At 46.3% G+C, this 14027-nt stretch carries 13 protein-coding genes and 1 riboswitch; of the genes, 8 read left to right on the plus strand and 5 right to left on the minus strand.

Features of this window, described 5'->3' with window-relative positions; all coding sequences use genetic code 11:
* Positions 1-50: 50 nt before the first annotated feature.
* The 3 genes from AC1XTG_RS04550 to AC1XTG_RS04560 all read left to right on the plus strand — a co-directional run bounded on the left by AC1XTG_RS04550 (position 51) and on the right by AC1XTG_RS04560 (position 4954).
* Positions 51-2693 carry a valine--tRNA ligase gene (locus AC1XTG_RS04550; protein ID WP_484841168.1) on the plus strand — a complete coding sequence of 881 codons (2643 nt, stop codon included), beginning with the start codon at positions 51-53 and terminating at the stop codon, positions 2691-2693.
* Positions 2694-2804: 111 nt separating this feature from the next.
* On the plus strand, positions 2805-4142 hold the full coding sequence (locus AC1XTG_RS04555) for a DEAD/DEAH box helicase (protein ID WP_484841169.1): 1338 nt from the start codon (positions 2805-2807) through the stop codon (positions 4140-4142).
* Between the two features lie 68 nt (positions 4143-4210).
* Positions 4211-4954 carry a tetratricopeptide repeat protein gene (locus AC1XTG_RS04560; protein WP_056279580.1) on the plus strand — a complete coding sequence of 248 codons (744 nt, stop codon included), beginning with the start codon at positions 4211-4213 and terminating at the stop codon, positions 4952-4954.
* Positions 4955-5029: 75 nt separating this feature from the next.
* Here AC1XTG_RS04560 and AC1XTG_RS04565 read toward each other — a convergent pair whose 3' ends face one another.
* Both AC1XTG_RS04565 and AC1XTG_RS04570 read right to left on the minus strand, forming a co-directional pair.
* On the minus strand, positions 5030-6106 hold the full coding sequence (locus AC1XTG_RS04565; RefSeq protein WP_484841170.1) for a YncE family protein: 1077 nt from the start codon (positions 6104-6106) through the stop codon (positions 5030-5032).
* A gap of 34 nt (positions 6107-6140) precedes the next feature.
* Complete coding sequence (locus AC1XTG_RS04570; RefSeq protein ID WP_484841171.1) at positions 6141-8087, minus strand: TonB-dependent receptor plug domain-containing protein; 1947 nt, start codon at positions 8085-8087, stop codon at positions 6141-6143.
* 59 nt (positions 8088-8146) lie between these two features.
* Positions 8147-8348, minus strand: a riboswitch (cobalamin riboswitch).
* Positions 8349-8410: 62 nt separating this feature from the next.
* On the opposite strand from AC1XTG_RS04570, the gene AC1XTG_RS04575 reads away from it, so the two are divergent.
* The 4 genes from AC1XTG_RS04575 (at position 8411) to AC1XTG_RS04590 (ending at position 10618) form a co-directional block, all read left to right on the plus strand.
* Positions 8411-9334 (plus strand): DMT family transporter, encoded by a 924-nt coding sequence (locus AC1XTG_RS04575; protein WP_484841172.1) that lies wholly within the window; start codon positions 8411-8413, stop codon positions 9332-9334.
* Positions 9335-9375: 41 nt separating this feature from the next.
* Entirely contained in the window at positions 9376-9936 is a 561-nt protein-coding gene (locus tag AC1XTG_RS04580) for a thioredoxin family protein (protein ID WP_484841173.1), read from the plus strand.
* Between the two features lie 95 nt (positions 9937-10031).
* The gene (locus AC1XTG_RS04585; protein WP_484841174.1) at positions 10032-10229 is read left to right on the plus strand and encodes a type II toxin-antitoxin system HicA family toxin; all 198 of its coding nucleotides are present in this window, start codon (positions 10032-10034) and stop codon (positions 10227-10229) included.
* Complete coding sequence (locus AC1XTG_RS04590; protein WP_484841175.1) at positions 10226-10618, plus strand: hypothetical protein; 393 nt, start codon at positions 10226-10228, stop codon at positions 10616-10618. The genes AC1XTG_RS04585 and AC1XTG_RS04590 overlap by 4 nt, the downstream gene beginning before the upstream one ends.
* A 6-nt stretch (positions 10619-10624) precedes the next feature.
* Here AC1XTG_RS04590 and prfA read toward each other — a convergent pair whose 3' ends face one another.
* On the minus strand, positions 10625-11698 hold the full coding sequence (gene prfA / locus AC1XTG_RS04595; protein WP_484841176.1) for a peptide chain release factor 1: 1074 nt from the start codon (positions 11696-11698) through the stop codon (positions 10625-10627).
* 117 nt (positions 11699-11815) lie between these two features.
* Between prfA and AC1XTG_RS04600 the strand changes: the two genes are divergently transcribed.
* Positions 11816-12397 (plus strand): hypothetical protein, encoded by a 582-nt coding sequence (locus AC1XTG_RS04600; protein WP_484841177.1) that lies wholly within the window; start codon positions 11816-11818, stop codon positions 12395-12397.
* A gap of 85 nt (positions 12398-12482) precedes the next feature.
* Here AC1XTG_RS04600 and AC1XTG_RS04605 read toward each other — a convergent pair whose 3' ends face one another.
* Both AC1XTG_RS04605 and AC1XTG_RS04610 read right to left on the minus strand, forming a co-directional pair.
* The gene (locus AC1XTG_RS04605; protein ID WP_484841178.1) at positions 12483-13358 is read right to left on the minus strand and encodes an aldo/keto reductase; all 876 of its coding nucleotides are present in this window, start codon (positions 13356-13358) and stop codon (positions 12483-12485) included.
* 31 nt (positions 13359-13389) lie between these two features.
* Positions 13390-13749: a hypothetical protein gene (locus AC1XTG_RS04610; RefSeq protein ID WP_484841179.1), complete on the minus strand. Its 360-nt coding sequence runs from the start codon at positions 13747-13749 to the stop codon at positions 13390-13392.
* Positions 13750-14027 lie beyond the last annotated feature (278 nt).

A 14027-nucleotide genomic window follows, 5' to 3' on the forward strand; every position in this document is an offset into this window, starting at 1 on the left:
GCCTGCTTTTAATGCGCAATCGCCAGTTAAGGTAAATTTCTGACTACACAATGATTTCCAAAACATACGCTCCCCAGGAAATTGAGGACAAATGGTATTCTTATTGGATAGATAACCGTTTTTTCAACTCAAAACCCAATCCTGACAAAGAGCCTTACACGATCGTAATCCCCCCTCCCAATGTGACAGGCGTACTGCACATGGGCCACATGCTTAATAATACGATTCAGGATATCCTCATCCGGAAAGCCAGAATGGAAGGCAAAGAAGCCTGCTGGGTGCCGGGTACCGACCATGCTTCTATTGCCACCGAAGCCAAGGTAGTGGCAATGCTCAAAGAAAAAGGGATTAACAAACAGGATCTTACGCGCGAGGAGTTCCTTGAATATTGCTGGGAATGGACCCACAAATATGGCGGCATCATTCTTAAACAACTCCGCAAGCTGGGCGCTTCCTGCGACTGGGACCGTACGCGCTTCACAATGGAGCCGGATCTGTACGATTCGGTGATCGACGTTTTCATTGACTTATATAATAAAGGAGATATTTACCGGGGCCACCGGATGGTCAACTGGGACCCGCAGGCACGAACTACTGTTTCTGACGAGGAAGTGATCATGAAAGAGGTGAATCAGAAACTGGTTTATCTCAGATATCCCTTGGAAGGGGAGAATGGAGGAGGGAGTACGGAGGAAGGGGTTGTTGTTGCTACAACCCGGCCGGAAACGATCATGGCGGACGTAGCGATTTGCGTGAACCCCAATGACGAGCGTTACCAGCATTTGATTGGTAAAAAGGTCCTGATCCCTTTGGTCAATCGCGCAATACCGGTTATTGCGGATGAGTACGTAGAAATGGAATTTGGTACAGGCGCATTAAAAGTGACGCCGGCACACGATACCAACGATTATGAGCTTGGGAAAAAGCATAACCTGCCAATCATTGATTTGCTCAATGAAGATGGTACGCTGAATGAAAAGGCGCTGATCCTGGTTGGCGAAGACCGTTTTACAGCGCGTAAAAAGATCATTAAACTCCTCGAAGAATCGGGTAACCTCGTTAAAACGGAGGAATATAAATCCAATGTGGGCCACTCGGAGCGCACCAACTCAGTGATCGAGCCGCGGCTTTCGGAGCAATGGTTTTTGAAGATGGAGAAAATCAGCAAGCCTGCATTCGAGAATGTAATGAACGATACTGTTCAGCTGCTCCCGCCTAAATTCAAAAATACTTACCGCCACTGGATGGAGAATGTGCGTGACTGGAACATCAGCCGCCAGCTATGGTGGGGCCACCGCATTCCGGCTTATTATCTGAATGACGGGACGGTCATTATTGCCAAGTCCAAAAGAGAAGCTTTGCGTAAAGCGCAGCACGAGTACCAGCTTTTTGCATTGACAGAAGAAGATATTACCCAGGACCCCGACGTACTCGATACCTGGTTTTCATCGTGGTTGTGGCCGATTTCTATTTTCAATGGAATTAAAGAGCCTGAGAATGAAGAGGTAAATTACTATTACCCGACGAACGATCTGGTTACTGCGCCTGAAATCCTGTTTTTCTGGGTTGCGAGAATGATCATCGCGGGCTACGAGTACAGAGGTCAGTACCCTTTCAAAAATGTATATCTGACCGGGATAGTACGAGACAAGCAGGGGCGCAAAATGTCCAAGTCACTCGGTAACTCACCTGATCCCATTGACCTGATCGAACAATATGGTGCCGATAGTATCCGTACCGGAATGCTTTTCAGCTCGCAGGCAGGAAATGACTTGCCTTATGATGAAAAGCTGGTGGAGCAAGGCAGGAATTTTGGTAATAAAATTTGGAACGCATTCAGGCTTGTAAAGGGCTGGACTGTCGATACTCAGATTGCCAGTCCGGAAGGCTCGTTACTGGCGGTTCGCTGGTTTGACAGCAAGCTGAACCAAACTCTGGCGGAGGTACACGATCATTTTTCCAAATTCCGTATTTCCGATGCGCTGAATTCGGTTTACAAATTAATCTGGGATGATTTCTGTGCGCAGTATCTTGAAATGATCAAGCCGGGTTTCGAACAGCCGATCGACGCGGAGATATATAATGCAACCCTTGAATTCTTCGATCGTTTAATGCGAATCCTGCATCCATTTATGCCTTTTATTTCGGAAGAAATCTGGCAGAATATCATTGAGCGGGCACAGAACGATTCTATTTGCATTGCTCCTTATCCGCAGGCAAAAGAAAGTGATCAGGCGCTGCTAACGGATTTTGAGATACTTTTCGAGCTGGTATCGTCTGTGCGTAATATCAGGAATACGAAAGGAATCAGTCCTAAGATTGAGCTCCCATTGTCAATCCGTACCGACGCCGCAGAACGCTATAACCGTCTGGAAAGTCTTATCCGGAAGCTCGCCAATGTAGAGGCGATCAACTATGTGACCGGCGAAGGCGAGGGAACTTCATTCAGGGTAAAATCAGATGAATTCTTTGTAAATCTGGCAGACGAGGTGGATCCCGAATCAGAACGGGAAAATCTGCTGAAAGAACTGGAATACACGCAGGGATTTCTTGATGCTGTATTAAAGAAGCTTTCCAATGAGCGTTTTGTCCAGAATGCAAAAGGAGATATTGTCGAAAAAGAGCGGCAAAAACAGGCTGATGCAGAAGCAAAAATTGAAACTTTAAAAGAAGCGCTGGCCAGGTTAGGTTAAGGCTTGATAAACTCAGGGGAGCACGGTGTGAAAGCACCGTGCTTTTTTTGTTGGCCTGACTAGTAAGTGGCTTAAAGGTCACTACTGTATTAGTTTTCGTAACTTTGCAGAATGCAGACTACGCAAAACAAATTTGAGCAGTTCAAGCTCAACCGCCAATTACTGAATGCAATTGAAGAAGCGGGCTACACAGAACCGACGCCCATTCAGGAGCAGGCGATCCCGCTTGCATTGGCAGGACAGGATATTTTAGGCATTGCACAAACGGGCACCGGCAAAACGGCCGCCTATACCTTGCCCCTTATAATGCGCATCAAGTTTGCGCAGGGTGAACATCCGCGTGCATTGATTATGGCCCCGACGCGGGAACTTGCCATGCAGATCTCTGAGGCAATTCATGCATTATCGAAGTATACAGATATCCGCACCGTAGTTTTATACGGGGGAGTTGGTCCCAAAACGCAGATTGAGAATTTGCGAAAAGGGGTTGATATCATCGTTGCGACGCCCGGCCGGTTCATGGACCTGTATTTCCAGGAAGAGATTGTAGTGAAGCACCTCAATGTAATGGTACTTGATGAAGCAGATAAAATGATGGATATGGGCTTTATGCCGCAGATCAGAAAGCTGCTGGAAATCATCCCGACGAAGCGTCAGAATATGCTTTTCTCAGCGACCTTTTCCGAGAAAGTGGAGCGGCTATCCCATGAATTCCTTGAATTTCCAACACGTATAGAAGTTACACCACAGGCGACTACGGCGGAAATGGTGTCGCAGACTTTGTATGAAGTGCCTAATTTCCGCACAAAAATCAACCTGCTTTCCTATTTCCTGAAAACCAGGGAGGATTTCAACCGCGTACTTGTATTTACCAGAAGCCGTGAAGTGGCAGGTTTGGTACACGATAACCTGCTCAACCGGGTTGTAAAGGAAAATGAACTGAAAGTAATCCACGCCAACAAAGGCCAGAATACACGGATCAATGCAATGGAAGCATTTCGCGCCGGCTCTGTGCGCGTCATGGTAGCTACGGACGTGGTAGCGCGCGGGATTGATATTACCGAAGTGAGCCACGTGATCAATTTCGATGTTCCGCTGATTTATGAGGATTATGTGCACCGGATCGGCAGAACCGGGCGCGCGAATAAGATAGGGGAAGCGATTACTTTTATGACAATGGCCGACGAATATCACATTCGCAAGATCGAACAGATTATACGAATGGAGATTCCCAGAGCAGAATTGCCAGAGGATCTGGAAATTGCGCCGACGCCCATTCCGGAGCGACAGGATATGCTCCGCGAAATCGATAATCAGAAGCGTAGAGAAGATCCTACCTTCCTTGGCGCCTTCCACGAGAAGAAAAAAGTTTTCCACAGCAAGCCCAGAGATTTGTCAAAAAACGGGCAAAAACGCAAAGGTTCTACGGGAAGAAGTAAACGTAAATAATGCAATACATTCCCGATAAAACCGTTTAACTTGGACAATAGAAAACCTGTTTCTCTATTTAGTTTCATATGAAAGAATCTGTTTTTGTTTGGCTTGCGGTGCTTATACCTGTCTTCGGCCTTGCGCAAAACACGCATCTTGCAAGCGCCGGCGCTGCCAGCTCGGGTACGAACACGGCACAGAAAAAACCTCTTGAATTAAAAGAAAGACGTATTCTTCCACTGTTTGGCGAGGTAAGTAAAACTTCCGAGCAGATCGACGAAGAAATTAAATTCCTGAGTGAATGCGACAAGTCCTTTTCGAGCCGCACTGAGGCAAGCAGCTTTTTCGCTGCGCGTGCGTGGGAGTATTTGCAGGAGGGTTCACTGGATACTGCCTGCTACCGTTTCAATCTTGCGCAGCTTCTGAATGACAAGAACGTGGAGGCTTACTGGGGCTTGGGAGTAGTGTCTTACCAGCGCGAAAACTGGGTGGATGCGAAACGGATGTTGAGTAAGGGAGTGAGCTTGCAGGGCGACAATGTGCCTTTGCTGGTGGATCTTTCTACCGTTGATCTTAAACTTTATGCAATTACCAGCCGGAAAGAAGAGCTGGATGAAGCTGCCGAGCTTTTGAAACATGCCACTGCGGTGGATTCAACTTACGCGCTTGGTCAGTATAATTTGTCTCTTTTGCATTATAACCTTAATGAGCTCGATAAGTCCTGGGAGCATTTACATAAAGGCAGAGTGCTGGATTTATCACAAATGAATTTCGAATTTGTGGAACTACTGAAAGCCAAAATGCCAGATCCGCAGGGGTTCTTCAAATAGTTATCAAGATATATGATGCAAAAAAGCGCCCCTGAATGTTCAGAGGCGCTTTTTTTGTTGTTATATGAAATGAGCTTACTGGAAGAAAAATCCTGTTGGGGCAACATTTACTTTCACAGAATCAACTACCGAGCCGTCGGCGCGGTAGCGGATCGCGTAACCTGCCTGCGCGTACGATGGTGTTACACCTGCATAGATTAAACCTTGCGCAGGGTCCACTGCAAGTCCGGTGAACATTCTTCTGATGAGCGGAGTCGCAAGGCTGATCTGCGTATCATTGATCCCAAATTTGTAGGTTTCTCCGTGTGAAACGAAGTTGGCGTCAAAGTAGGACAATGTGAAAACAATGGATTTCAGATCATTGGTCAATGCAAAATTGCCTGCTATTTTGTTTGCATCAGTTCCTATCGGCAAAGTTGTCTCCACCGCGTAGGAAGTCGGATCAATTTTCATTGCTTTGATACCGGCACCTACCCAAAGCTTGCCGTTTGCATCCAAACCGATCGGTGTCGGTGTAGCGTCCAGGGCAATTGTTTTGGTGACCGTTTCTGCATTGGTATCAATAACATACAAAGTTTTGCCTTCGCCATAGGAAACTGTTCCCACGAACAGTTTACCTGTTGTAAATACCAGATTTTCCGGTCCGCCGGCAATCGGGATTTTCTTTGTTACTTTTCTTGTAGCAATGTCAACCACAGCAATATAACCGGAGCTATAATCGCTTGTGTAAGATCCCCAGCAGGATACATAGGCGCGATTTCCTGCAACCACAACTTCCCTCGGGTTCTCAATATCCGGCGCGCCGATAGTGCCTTGTTTTTGAAAAGTATAGGCATTAACGAATTCAATCTTGTCCATTCCTGCATTGGAATTGTCAACCAGAATCACACCGTACTCACCCGTAGCTGCGTAACCTTGTACACCGCCGGTCAGCGCGGAGCCATTTACTTTGGAGAAAATATCGGCTTCGGCAGTGGTATTTTCGCGTTTCAAAAATGAAATAGCGCCATTATTCTGACTGAAGTTACCTTCGTTCACCACGAAAACGCCTTTCGCAAAATCCCCCTTCGGCTCGGGATCACTTTGATTACATGACGATACTGCTGCTGAGAATGCGATGAAGTAAAGTACTCTTGATAATCGTTGTTTCATCTTAATTGGATTTATATATAACTGTATTGCAAATTTAAAACTCGTCTTGTCGTACCCGCGCCTGTTTTGTTTTTGAATCAAATGCCGCAATGAGGTTGATCGCGAAGCTTCTGCCAGGCAATGCATTGTTTTGTACGCTCAGGTAAAACGTATTTGTTACATTGTTGATCTGCCCCTGCACCCGCAAATATACTTTCCCAAATGAAACGGAAGTTTCCGCCAGCAGATGCAACAGCGCGTACTCTTTCAAAAAAGTGGAATTGTCGAAAGTAGTGTACCGTTTGCCCGCAAATTGCAATTGGCCTGTCAGCTTTGTGTTGCGGTACTGTGCAAATGTACTCAGCCCGGCAGTATGAAGCGGCACGAAACGTAGCTGCTTTCCAATCACATCAACAGAGTATGCGTCGTAAGCTCTTTCCTGAATGCTTTTATTATAAGCATAAGTAATGTTCGTTCCAAGTTGCGTTACATCTATACTCCCGCGCCAGCCTGCCTGTATTTCCACGCCGCGGGCAAGTACCTGTTGTAAGTTTTCGATGCGATAATTTTTTACAGGATTCCAGTAAGTCCAGTCTTTGATCCGGTTGTGATAAGCTGTTACCGAAACATCCAGCTGGCTCTTGGGAGAAATAACGAAGGCCTGTTCTATGCCGGCTTCCTTGTTCCAGCCATTCTCAGGCCTGATATTCGGGTCACCCAGTACTTTCCAGTAACGTTCATTCAAGGTAGGTACACGGTAGCTTCTGGCAACCGAGCTTTTTATTTTCAGCTTGTATCCGGGCAGTTCAATCAACTGGTATTCAGCGCCCAGTGAGGGGGTAAAAGGCGGGTTGTACCCTGTTACCAGCGCCTGGCGGAGATTCACGGACACGACCAGCGGTGCATTGACCTGCCAGCGGGTGAGAAGAAAGAAGTCGCCGCGGTTTTCTGTGATAACCGGCGTTTCGTAGCCAGGTACCCTGGTCCGGTAATGCGTCCATTCGGCTCCCGCCTTAATGGATATGTTGCTTCTGTTTTGATTCAGGATAAAGTCGAAATCCTTTTCAATGCGGTTGGAAAATTTATCAGTTACAGCATGGTCGAGCTGGCGATAATTGCCTTTCGCATAATCGATGATATCCCGCACCCAGGCGGCACGTGCTGTGAAATCCCCGACACTGTATCTAAGCATTCCCCGGTAAGCTTTGGTTAATGTAAGCTCGCGACCAGCAGTGTCGGCTGGTGAGGTGGTCAGTTTGTTGCTGGTAATCCAGGCATGCGCAGAGATTTCCTGATTGTTTTTGCCACTAATAAAAATATCCTGAACCAGACCGCGCTGGAATGCTTCGGAAGGCAGCAATGCATATTCCCTCCGTTGTCGATAGGGAAATTGGTTGTTCATCCGATTGTCGTAAAGACTCGTTTTTCCCGAAATCCGCCAGTTGTTCCGTAGCGCGGACCCATAGCGGGCAGCAACCTGGGTCTGGTGATTGTGAAAGCTTTCGACCTGCTGTCCCAGTAAAACTTTAAACCCATTCTCTCCCGCAGCACTGTTCAGTAAAATGCTGCCGCCTACTGCATCGGTTCCTACAATGCTCGCAGCTGAACCATATTGAATGGAAAGCGCATCGAAGCCAGCGACAGGTATGGTCGAAAAATCGGTTTGGCCCAATGTGGGAGAGTTGATATTCAGTCCATTCCAGAGTACAGCCGTGTGATTGGCAGAGGTTCCGCGGAAGAAAGCAGTGGTAAGTTGTCCCGGTCCATATTTGTTAAAAGAAACCGGTGTTTGAATTGCCAGCAGATCACTGATATTCTGAAATTGAAAGGCGAGCAGGCTGGCTGAATCAATCCGCTGCACTTTCAATCCGCTCATGAACTTTTCGGGCACAAAACCCTTGATATTAACCGGCTGCAAGGCAATGGAATCCGTTTGGGCGTGGGTTATAGCCGGAAGAAAAGTCCCTGCCGCAATAACCGCCGTAATCAAAATCCGCTTCACAAAAATCACCTGGGTATTCTCTGGATAGTAACAGGCCCGCTGCTTTTCCTCCGAAAGCGTTGTAGCACGAATGATCTGGCAGGTCTCCTGGCTCGCCTTTTGACCCGGTGCCTTCCCGTTTTTCAACAGTGGCTTCGAAGATCGGGTCAATGGAACAGACTTACAGTTGCGGGGACAGCTTCCGGTTTTAACGGAATTCCCTATTAAGCCACGAAAAGCAATATGGAAATTGCTGCGGGCACCAAACAGTCGCAAAGGTAGCTAATTGCATTCGTTTTACGACCGAATGAGCAATCGCTTATCTTTGTCCCAAAATCTAAAAGGTGGCCCCTTCTGTAAACATTCCTGTCAACGCGTCCCGAAAAGGCATTTACCTCATGCTCGGAGCGGCATTCTTCTTTTCGCTGACTTCTGCATTATCCAAGTGGCTGGGCCGTGATTTCCATATTGTTCAGTTGGTGTTCTTCCGGAATATAGTCGGCGTGGTTTTCGTGCTCAGCAGTATCCGGCAGCGACCGCTGGTTCAGCAAGGCGGGAAGCTGGGGTTGCTGATTTTCAGGGGAGTTGTAGGTACGCTGTCGCTGTACATGCTTTTTTATGCCATTCAAACGCTCGGACTCGGGCGGGCTTCCACCTATCAGTATACTTACCCGATTTTCCTGGCACTACTTTCCTGGTTGTTGATTGGAGAAACCCTGAATGGAGGTGAGTGGGCTGCGATTTTCATTGGCTTCACAGGTATCCTGCTCGTGTTCAGGCCGGATCTATCCACTTCCCTGCGTGACAATGCGCTTGGACTGGGCAATGCACTTTTAACAGCCGTCTCCTATTTGTCTATCCGGCAGCTCGGGCTGGTTTATGATACCCGCGCCATCATTTTGTCATTTATGCTCAGCGGGATCGTAATGCCCATTATCTCCATGCTGGTAGGTACTTACTATCCTGTCGAACACCTCGATTTTCTGATCGGTACATTTAAATGGCCTGAAAATGCGTGGCAATGGCTGGGATTTCTGGCCCTCGGATTAACTGCTTTGGCAGGCCAGAAAATGCTGACACAATCTTTTACATTCGACAAAGCAGGCCGGGTGGCGGCGATTGGTTATTCCAACATTCTCTTTTCGGTCCTGATTGGGTTTTTAATGGGGGAAGCAATTCCTTCTGTCCCGATGCTGGCTGGTATGCTGCTGATTGTTGCTGGCGGCATTCTTATATCGTTTGCCAAATCCAAGGTTATAGTGAAATAAACCGGCGGTAATTCTTGTTCTTTGGCTAGAAACTAAGATCTATGAAAAACCTTGTTTTAAACAGCCTGATCGTTGCATCTGTTGCATTTATGTCAACTGGTTTTAAATCCGATACGGAGAAAAAAGATACAGCGCAGATCCAATGGATGACGATTGAAGAGGCTTATACAAAAATCCAGAAAGAGCCGCGGAAGATCATGATCGATCTTTATACCGATTGGTGTGGGTGGTGCAAAGTAATGGACCGCGAAACTTTCAAGAACAAGGCAGTTGTCGAGTACGTCAACAAGACTTACTATGCTGTGAAGCTCGACGCAGAGCAAAAAGCGACGATTACATTGGGGGATAAAAAATTTCAGTTCCTGCCGCAGGGAAGCAAGGGGATTAATGAGATTGCATTGGCGCTGACCAACAATCAGCCAAGTTACCCCACGACCGTTTTCTTAGACGATCAATTCAACATGATCCAGCCGCTTGCGGGTTATCTTAAACCCAAAGAATTCCACGAGGTAATCACCTTTATTGGCGGCGATTTTTACAAAAAAGAACAGTTCGAAAGCTATAAGGCTAAGACTTACAAGGAGAAGTATCCTGCGAAGTAAGGTTCGTTAATTCATCACTCAACTTCCTGCAATAAGTTTTTCAACTAGTTACCTGGATACGAAATGTATGTAGGTAATAAAATTATTACTTTTGTATGAAGTGTAGTGAGCTTTTAAGGTTGCTTAAAAAAGATGGTTGGTTTCATGTCAGGCAAAACGGTAGCCACATCGTAATGCAGCATCCTAGTAAAAAAGGGCAGCTGACTGTCCCTAACCACGGGCCAAAAGATGTTAAGAAAGGCTTGCTGGTTTCTATCCCTAAAGCGGCTGAAATTCAAACAACGAAGCGATGAAAAAGCCAATATTAATCGTCAACATCATTAAGGAAGAAGTGGGTTATAGCGCCACTGCTTCTCAAAATGAAAGATTTATTTCTACTCAGGGAGATGATTTTGAAGAGCTGAAAAAAAATATTGTTGAAGCTGCTAACCTAGCATTCGAAGATCTCGGATTTAAGTATGAGATCGATGAACTTGTACTGAGGCCCGATTTGCAGAGCTTCTTTGCATTCTATAAGGTCATCAATGTCAACGCGTTGAGCAAGAGGATAAATATGAACCAAAGCTTACTTGCTCAGTACATCAATGGAACTAAAAAGCCGTCTTCATCACAAACGAAGCGTATTCTCGAAGGTGTTCAGCAAGTGGGTAGAGAATTGTCTGCTATTCAGTTTTTACTCTGACCAGGTTTACACCGCCTCTCCTTCCTGCATTCTCTCTGCATTCTCGGCAATTCTTAATCGCTCGATAAATTCAGCGATATCCCCTTCCATTACAGCCGGGAGGTTGTAAACTGTGTATCCAATGCGGTGATCGGTAATGCGGCTCTGAGGGTAGTTATATGTCCGGATCTTGTCAGAGCGGTCGCCGCTCCCTACCATGGATTTGCGTTGCGAACTGATCGCGTCGTTATGCTTTTTAAGCTCCATCTCATACAGTCGCGAGCGAAGTACACTCAATGCACGGTCCTTATTTTTCAGCTGCGAACGTTCGTCCTGACAGCTTACAACCAGACCAGAGGGAATGTGAGTCAATCGAACCGCTGAGTAAGTCGTGTTTACCGATTGTCCACCTGCGCCTGACGATTGAAAAGTATCTACACGCACATCATTCATATTGATCTGTACGTCAACCTCCTCAGCTTCGGGAAGCACAGCTACTGAAGCAGCCGATGTATGAATCCTGCCCTGAGACTCCGTTTGAGGAACGCGCTGCACACGGTGTACACCCGATTCAAACTTCATCTTGCCATACACATCCTCGCCTTCTACCTTACAGATAATCTCTTTGTAGCCGCCATTCGTACCTTCTGTAAAATCCATAATGGAAGAGCGCCAGCCCATTTTTTCAAAAAAGCGCTGGTACATCCGGAATAAATCGCCGGCGAAAATAGCAGCCTCGTCTCCACCGGTACCACCGCGGATTTCCAGGATTATGTTCCGGCTGTCATTCGGATCTTTCGGGATCAGTAATTCTTTAATAACCTGCTCCAATTCTTCCAGTTTAGGAGTGAGCTCATCGAGCTCTTCCTTTGCCATTTCACGCAGCTCTTCATCTTTCTCGTTGGCGATAAGCTCCTTGGTGCCAGCGATATCTTTCTGGATTTTTTGATAAAGCTCATAATGCTCCACGATCCTGCCAAGATCCTTATACTCCTTGCTTAACTTGGAGTACCGGCTGGAATCAGATACGATTTCCGGTTGAATTATCTGTTGGGAAACCTCTTCGAAGCGTTCTTTTATGGCTGCTAACTTATCGATCATCTTTATTGAATATCTTTGGCACGCTGTATTTGGGGCACAAAGATACGCATTTTAGCTGGAATGAACCGTTGAGACAGTGGTCACTGCATCGGGCAAATACAAAAGATTAGAAGTTTTATGAAAAAGGCCGTATACATTTTAATGGTAGCAATGCTGGTCGCTGCCTGTAATTCAAGTAACAGGATAGAGCAAACCAGCGAGCTGAAAAGCGAGATGAAATCGGTTGAGATCAAGCGTGTAACGAATACGCAGCTCGTTTATTCAGCCAATGAATGGGGCAAGAAAATAGCTCAGATCACGGAAAAGTCACTGCAGAAAGAGCTGGAAAAAGATCCGGTAAAAGGAAAGCAATTGTGCGGGGCTCTGGACCAGATTCCCGTGGTGGCTGCTTTACAGAAGGAGTATGGGGTGAAAATCGAATTGCTTGGCGCAAGTGATCTGAATAATGTGAAACTGGATCCTAAAGAGCGGGAGTTGCTCGGTGCCTACCTGTACAGTGCCAAGAACAAAGCCAATGCGGGCGACAACCTGCAAAGGTTGGGCGATACATTAATGGTATACAATGCGCCGTTAGCGGCCGAAAGCCTGGTATGTAAAAGCTGCTCAGATAACCCTGATCAGGCTTTTGCGGTATGGAGATTACTTTTTAACAAAAAAGACATTATCCGGAAACTGGATGCGAAACAGCTGAAGAAATAGTTACGCACGGAAGACAGGCAAAAAGAAAAACGGGTAAGCAGCAGCGACAAATGGCGCTCTTTACTTACCCGATAGCTTTTAAAAATTATTTTCCGGAAGCGTGGTAGATCTCATACCAGTCTTCCCGGCTCAGCTTGATATCCGATGCACTGGCAGCGTTTCTGATCCGTGCTTCTGAGAGCGAGCCTATAATGGGCAGGGTTCCGAGTTTCATTAACCAGGCTACAGCAGTTTGTTCGATATTCGCATTGTATTTACGGCCGATTTCTTCCAGTTTCGCCCGTAAGCGCACTGCTTTTTCCTCAGTACCGTTCAAGATCTTCCCTCCGGCAAGTGGTGCCCAGGCCAGTGGCTTGCTAAAACTCTGTTTGATAAAATCGATGCGGCCGTCTTCTATCGCCGACGTATTCATCAGGTTCAGCTCAATGTGATTGGTCACAATCGGAATGCGTAGGTAGGACGCCAGCAACTGGTGCTGAAAAACGGTGAAGTTGGCAACACCAATGTGCTTCGTCTTGCCGGACTTTACTATCTCTGCCAATGCCGTCGCAGTTTCTTCGGGATCTGAAAGAAAGTCACTTTGGTGCAGGAGAAAAATATCAAGGTAATCAGTCCGTAACCTTTTTAAGGAGCCATTGATACTCTCGACGATATGGTCGCGCGAAGTGTCGTAATACTTCGAATATTTATTCCCGGAATGCCTGATGCCGCATTTGCTGAATAGGACAATATCTTCACGCTTGAAAGATTTATTGTGAATGATTTTCCCGAAATGTTCTTCGATTGTCTGATCTCCGTAAATATCCGCGTGGTCAAAAGTATTGATACCCAGTTCCAGACAGAGGTTAACTGTTTTTTCGATTTGTGAGGTAGTCGCGGTACCTTCATCCGCCCATCTCCAGAAGCCGTAAATCGCTTCTGACACTTTTGGACCGGAGTCGCTCAGGCTTACTTTTTTCATTCCGGGGATATTTGATTCGGTGCAAAAATATTTATTTCTCGAGACGTTTGTCTTTCACGATCAGATAAAAATCGTTTTCGAGTTCAAGATAGCCATAATCGTAAACGAAATGGTAAATGCTGCCTTTCAGGGTGGGGCGTATACTTGTGATCAGGTTGAAGTCAAAACCTTTGCTCAGCAATGCACTTTTAGTGGTCTTTGATTTATCCTCCGGGCAAAATTCTTCCAGGATCCTCCTGTTTTTCCGGAGCTGGTTGTTCATGTTTCTTACGATATTGTAAGCATCTGAATTGAGCCGGTTGTTGTAGCTGTTCCGGCACATATCGGAGCAGAATTTCTTATCTACTCTCCCCATTAACGGTTTTTCGCATTCAAGGCAATTCTTCATCATTCCATATTTTGCTAAGATCCCGGAAGGACCTTTTACAGTGTGCATACCTCTCTGAATGCAATATAGTAAAATTCATTTGACACCAATAAACGCGCTTTTCCGTTTGCAAATGGCTGCAAATGTTTTCATATGCTTATAAATGGCAACTATATACGACTTGGGACAAGAGAGCAAAAACGGGCGAACGCCCTAAGAGTGGACTTTTTTTGAAGAGGTCTCAATCCCTTAGCGTCAATACGCTTAGACCTTCTCATTGTCGGGGTAGAAACCTAGGTTTC

Source organism: Dyadobacter sp. HNCC25DJ183 (genome assembly GCF_056895175.1).

Excerpts from the sequence above, each read along its gene's own strand:
- AC1XTG_RS04580 (WP_484841173.1), top strand. The coding sequence starts at position 9,376 with ATGAAAAACCTTGTTTTAAACAGCCTGATCGTTGCATCTGTTGCATTT.
- AC1XTG_RS04605 (WP_484841178.1), bottom strand. The coding sequence starts at position 13,358 with ATGAAAAAAGTAAGCCTGAGCGACTCCGGTCCAAAAGTGTCAGAAGCG.
- AC1XTG_RS04610 (WP_484841179.1), bottom strand. The coding sequence starts at position 13,749 with ATGATGAAGAATTGCCTTGAATGCGAAAAACCGTTAATGGGGAGAGTA.
- prfA (WP_484841176.1), bottom strand. The coding sequence starts at position 11,698 with ATGATCGATAAGTTAGCAGCCATAAAAGAACGCTTCGAAGAGGTTTCC.
- AC1XTG_RS04585 (WP_484841174.1), top strand. The coding sequence starts at position 10,032 with ATGAAGTGTAGTGAGCTTTTAAGGTTGCTTAAAAAAGATGGTTGGTTT.
- AC1XTG_RS04590 (WP_484841175.1), top strand. The coding sequence starts at position 10,226 with ATGAAAAAGCCAATATTAATCGTCAACATCATTAAGGAAGAAGTGGGT.
- AC1XTG_RS04565 (WP_484841170.1), bottom strand. The coding sequence starts at position 6,106 with ATGAAACAACGATTATCAAGAGTACTTTACTTCATCGCATTCTCAGCA.
- AC1XTG_RS04560 (WP_056279580.1), top strand. The coding sequence starts at position 4,211 with ATGAAAGAATCTGTTTTTGTTTGGCTTGCGGTGCTTATACCTGTCTTC.
- AC1XTG_RS04600 (WP_484841177.1), top strand. The coding sequence starts at position 11,816 with ATGAAAAAGGCCGTATACATTTTAATGGTAGCAATGCTGGTCGCTGCC.
- AC1XTG_RS04550 (WP_484841168.1), top strand. The coding sequence starts at position 51 with ATGATTTCCAAAACATACGCTCCCCAGGAAATTGAGGACAAATGGTAT.
- AC1XTG_RS04555 (WP_484841169.1), top strand. The coding sequence starts at position 2,805 with ATGCAGACTACGCAAAACAAATTTGAGCAGTTCAAGCTCAACCGCCAA.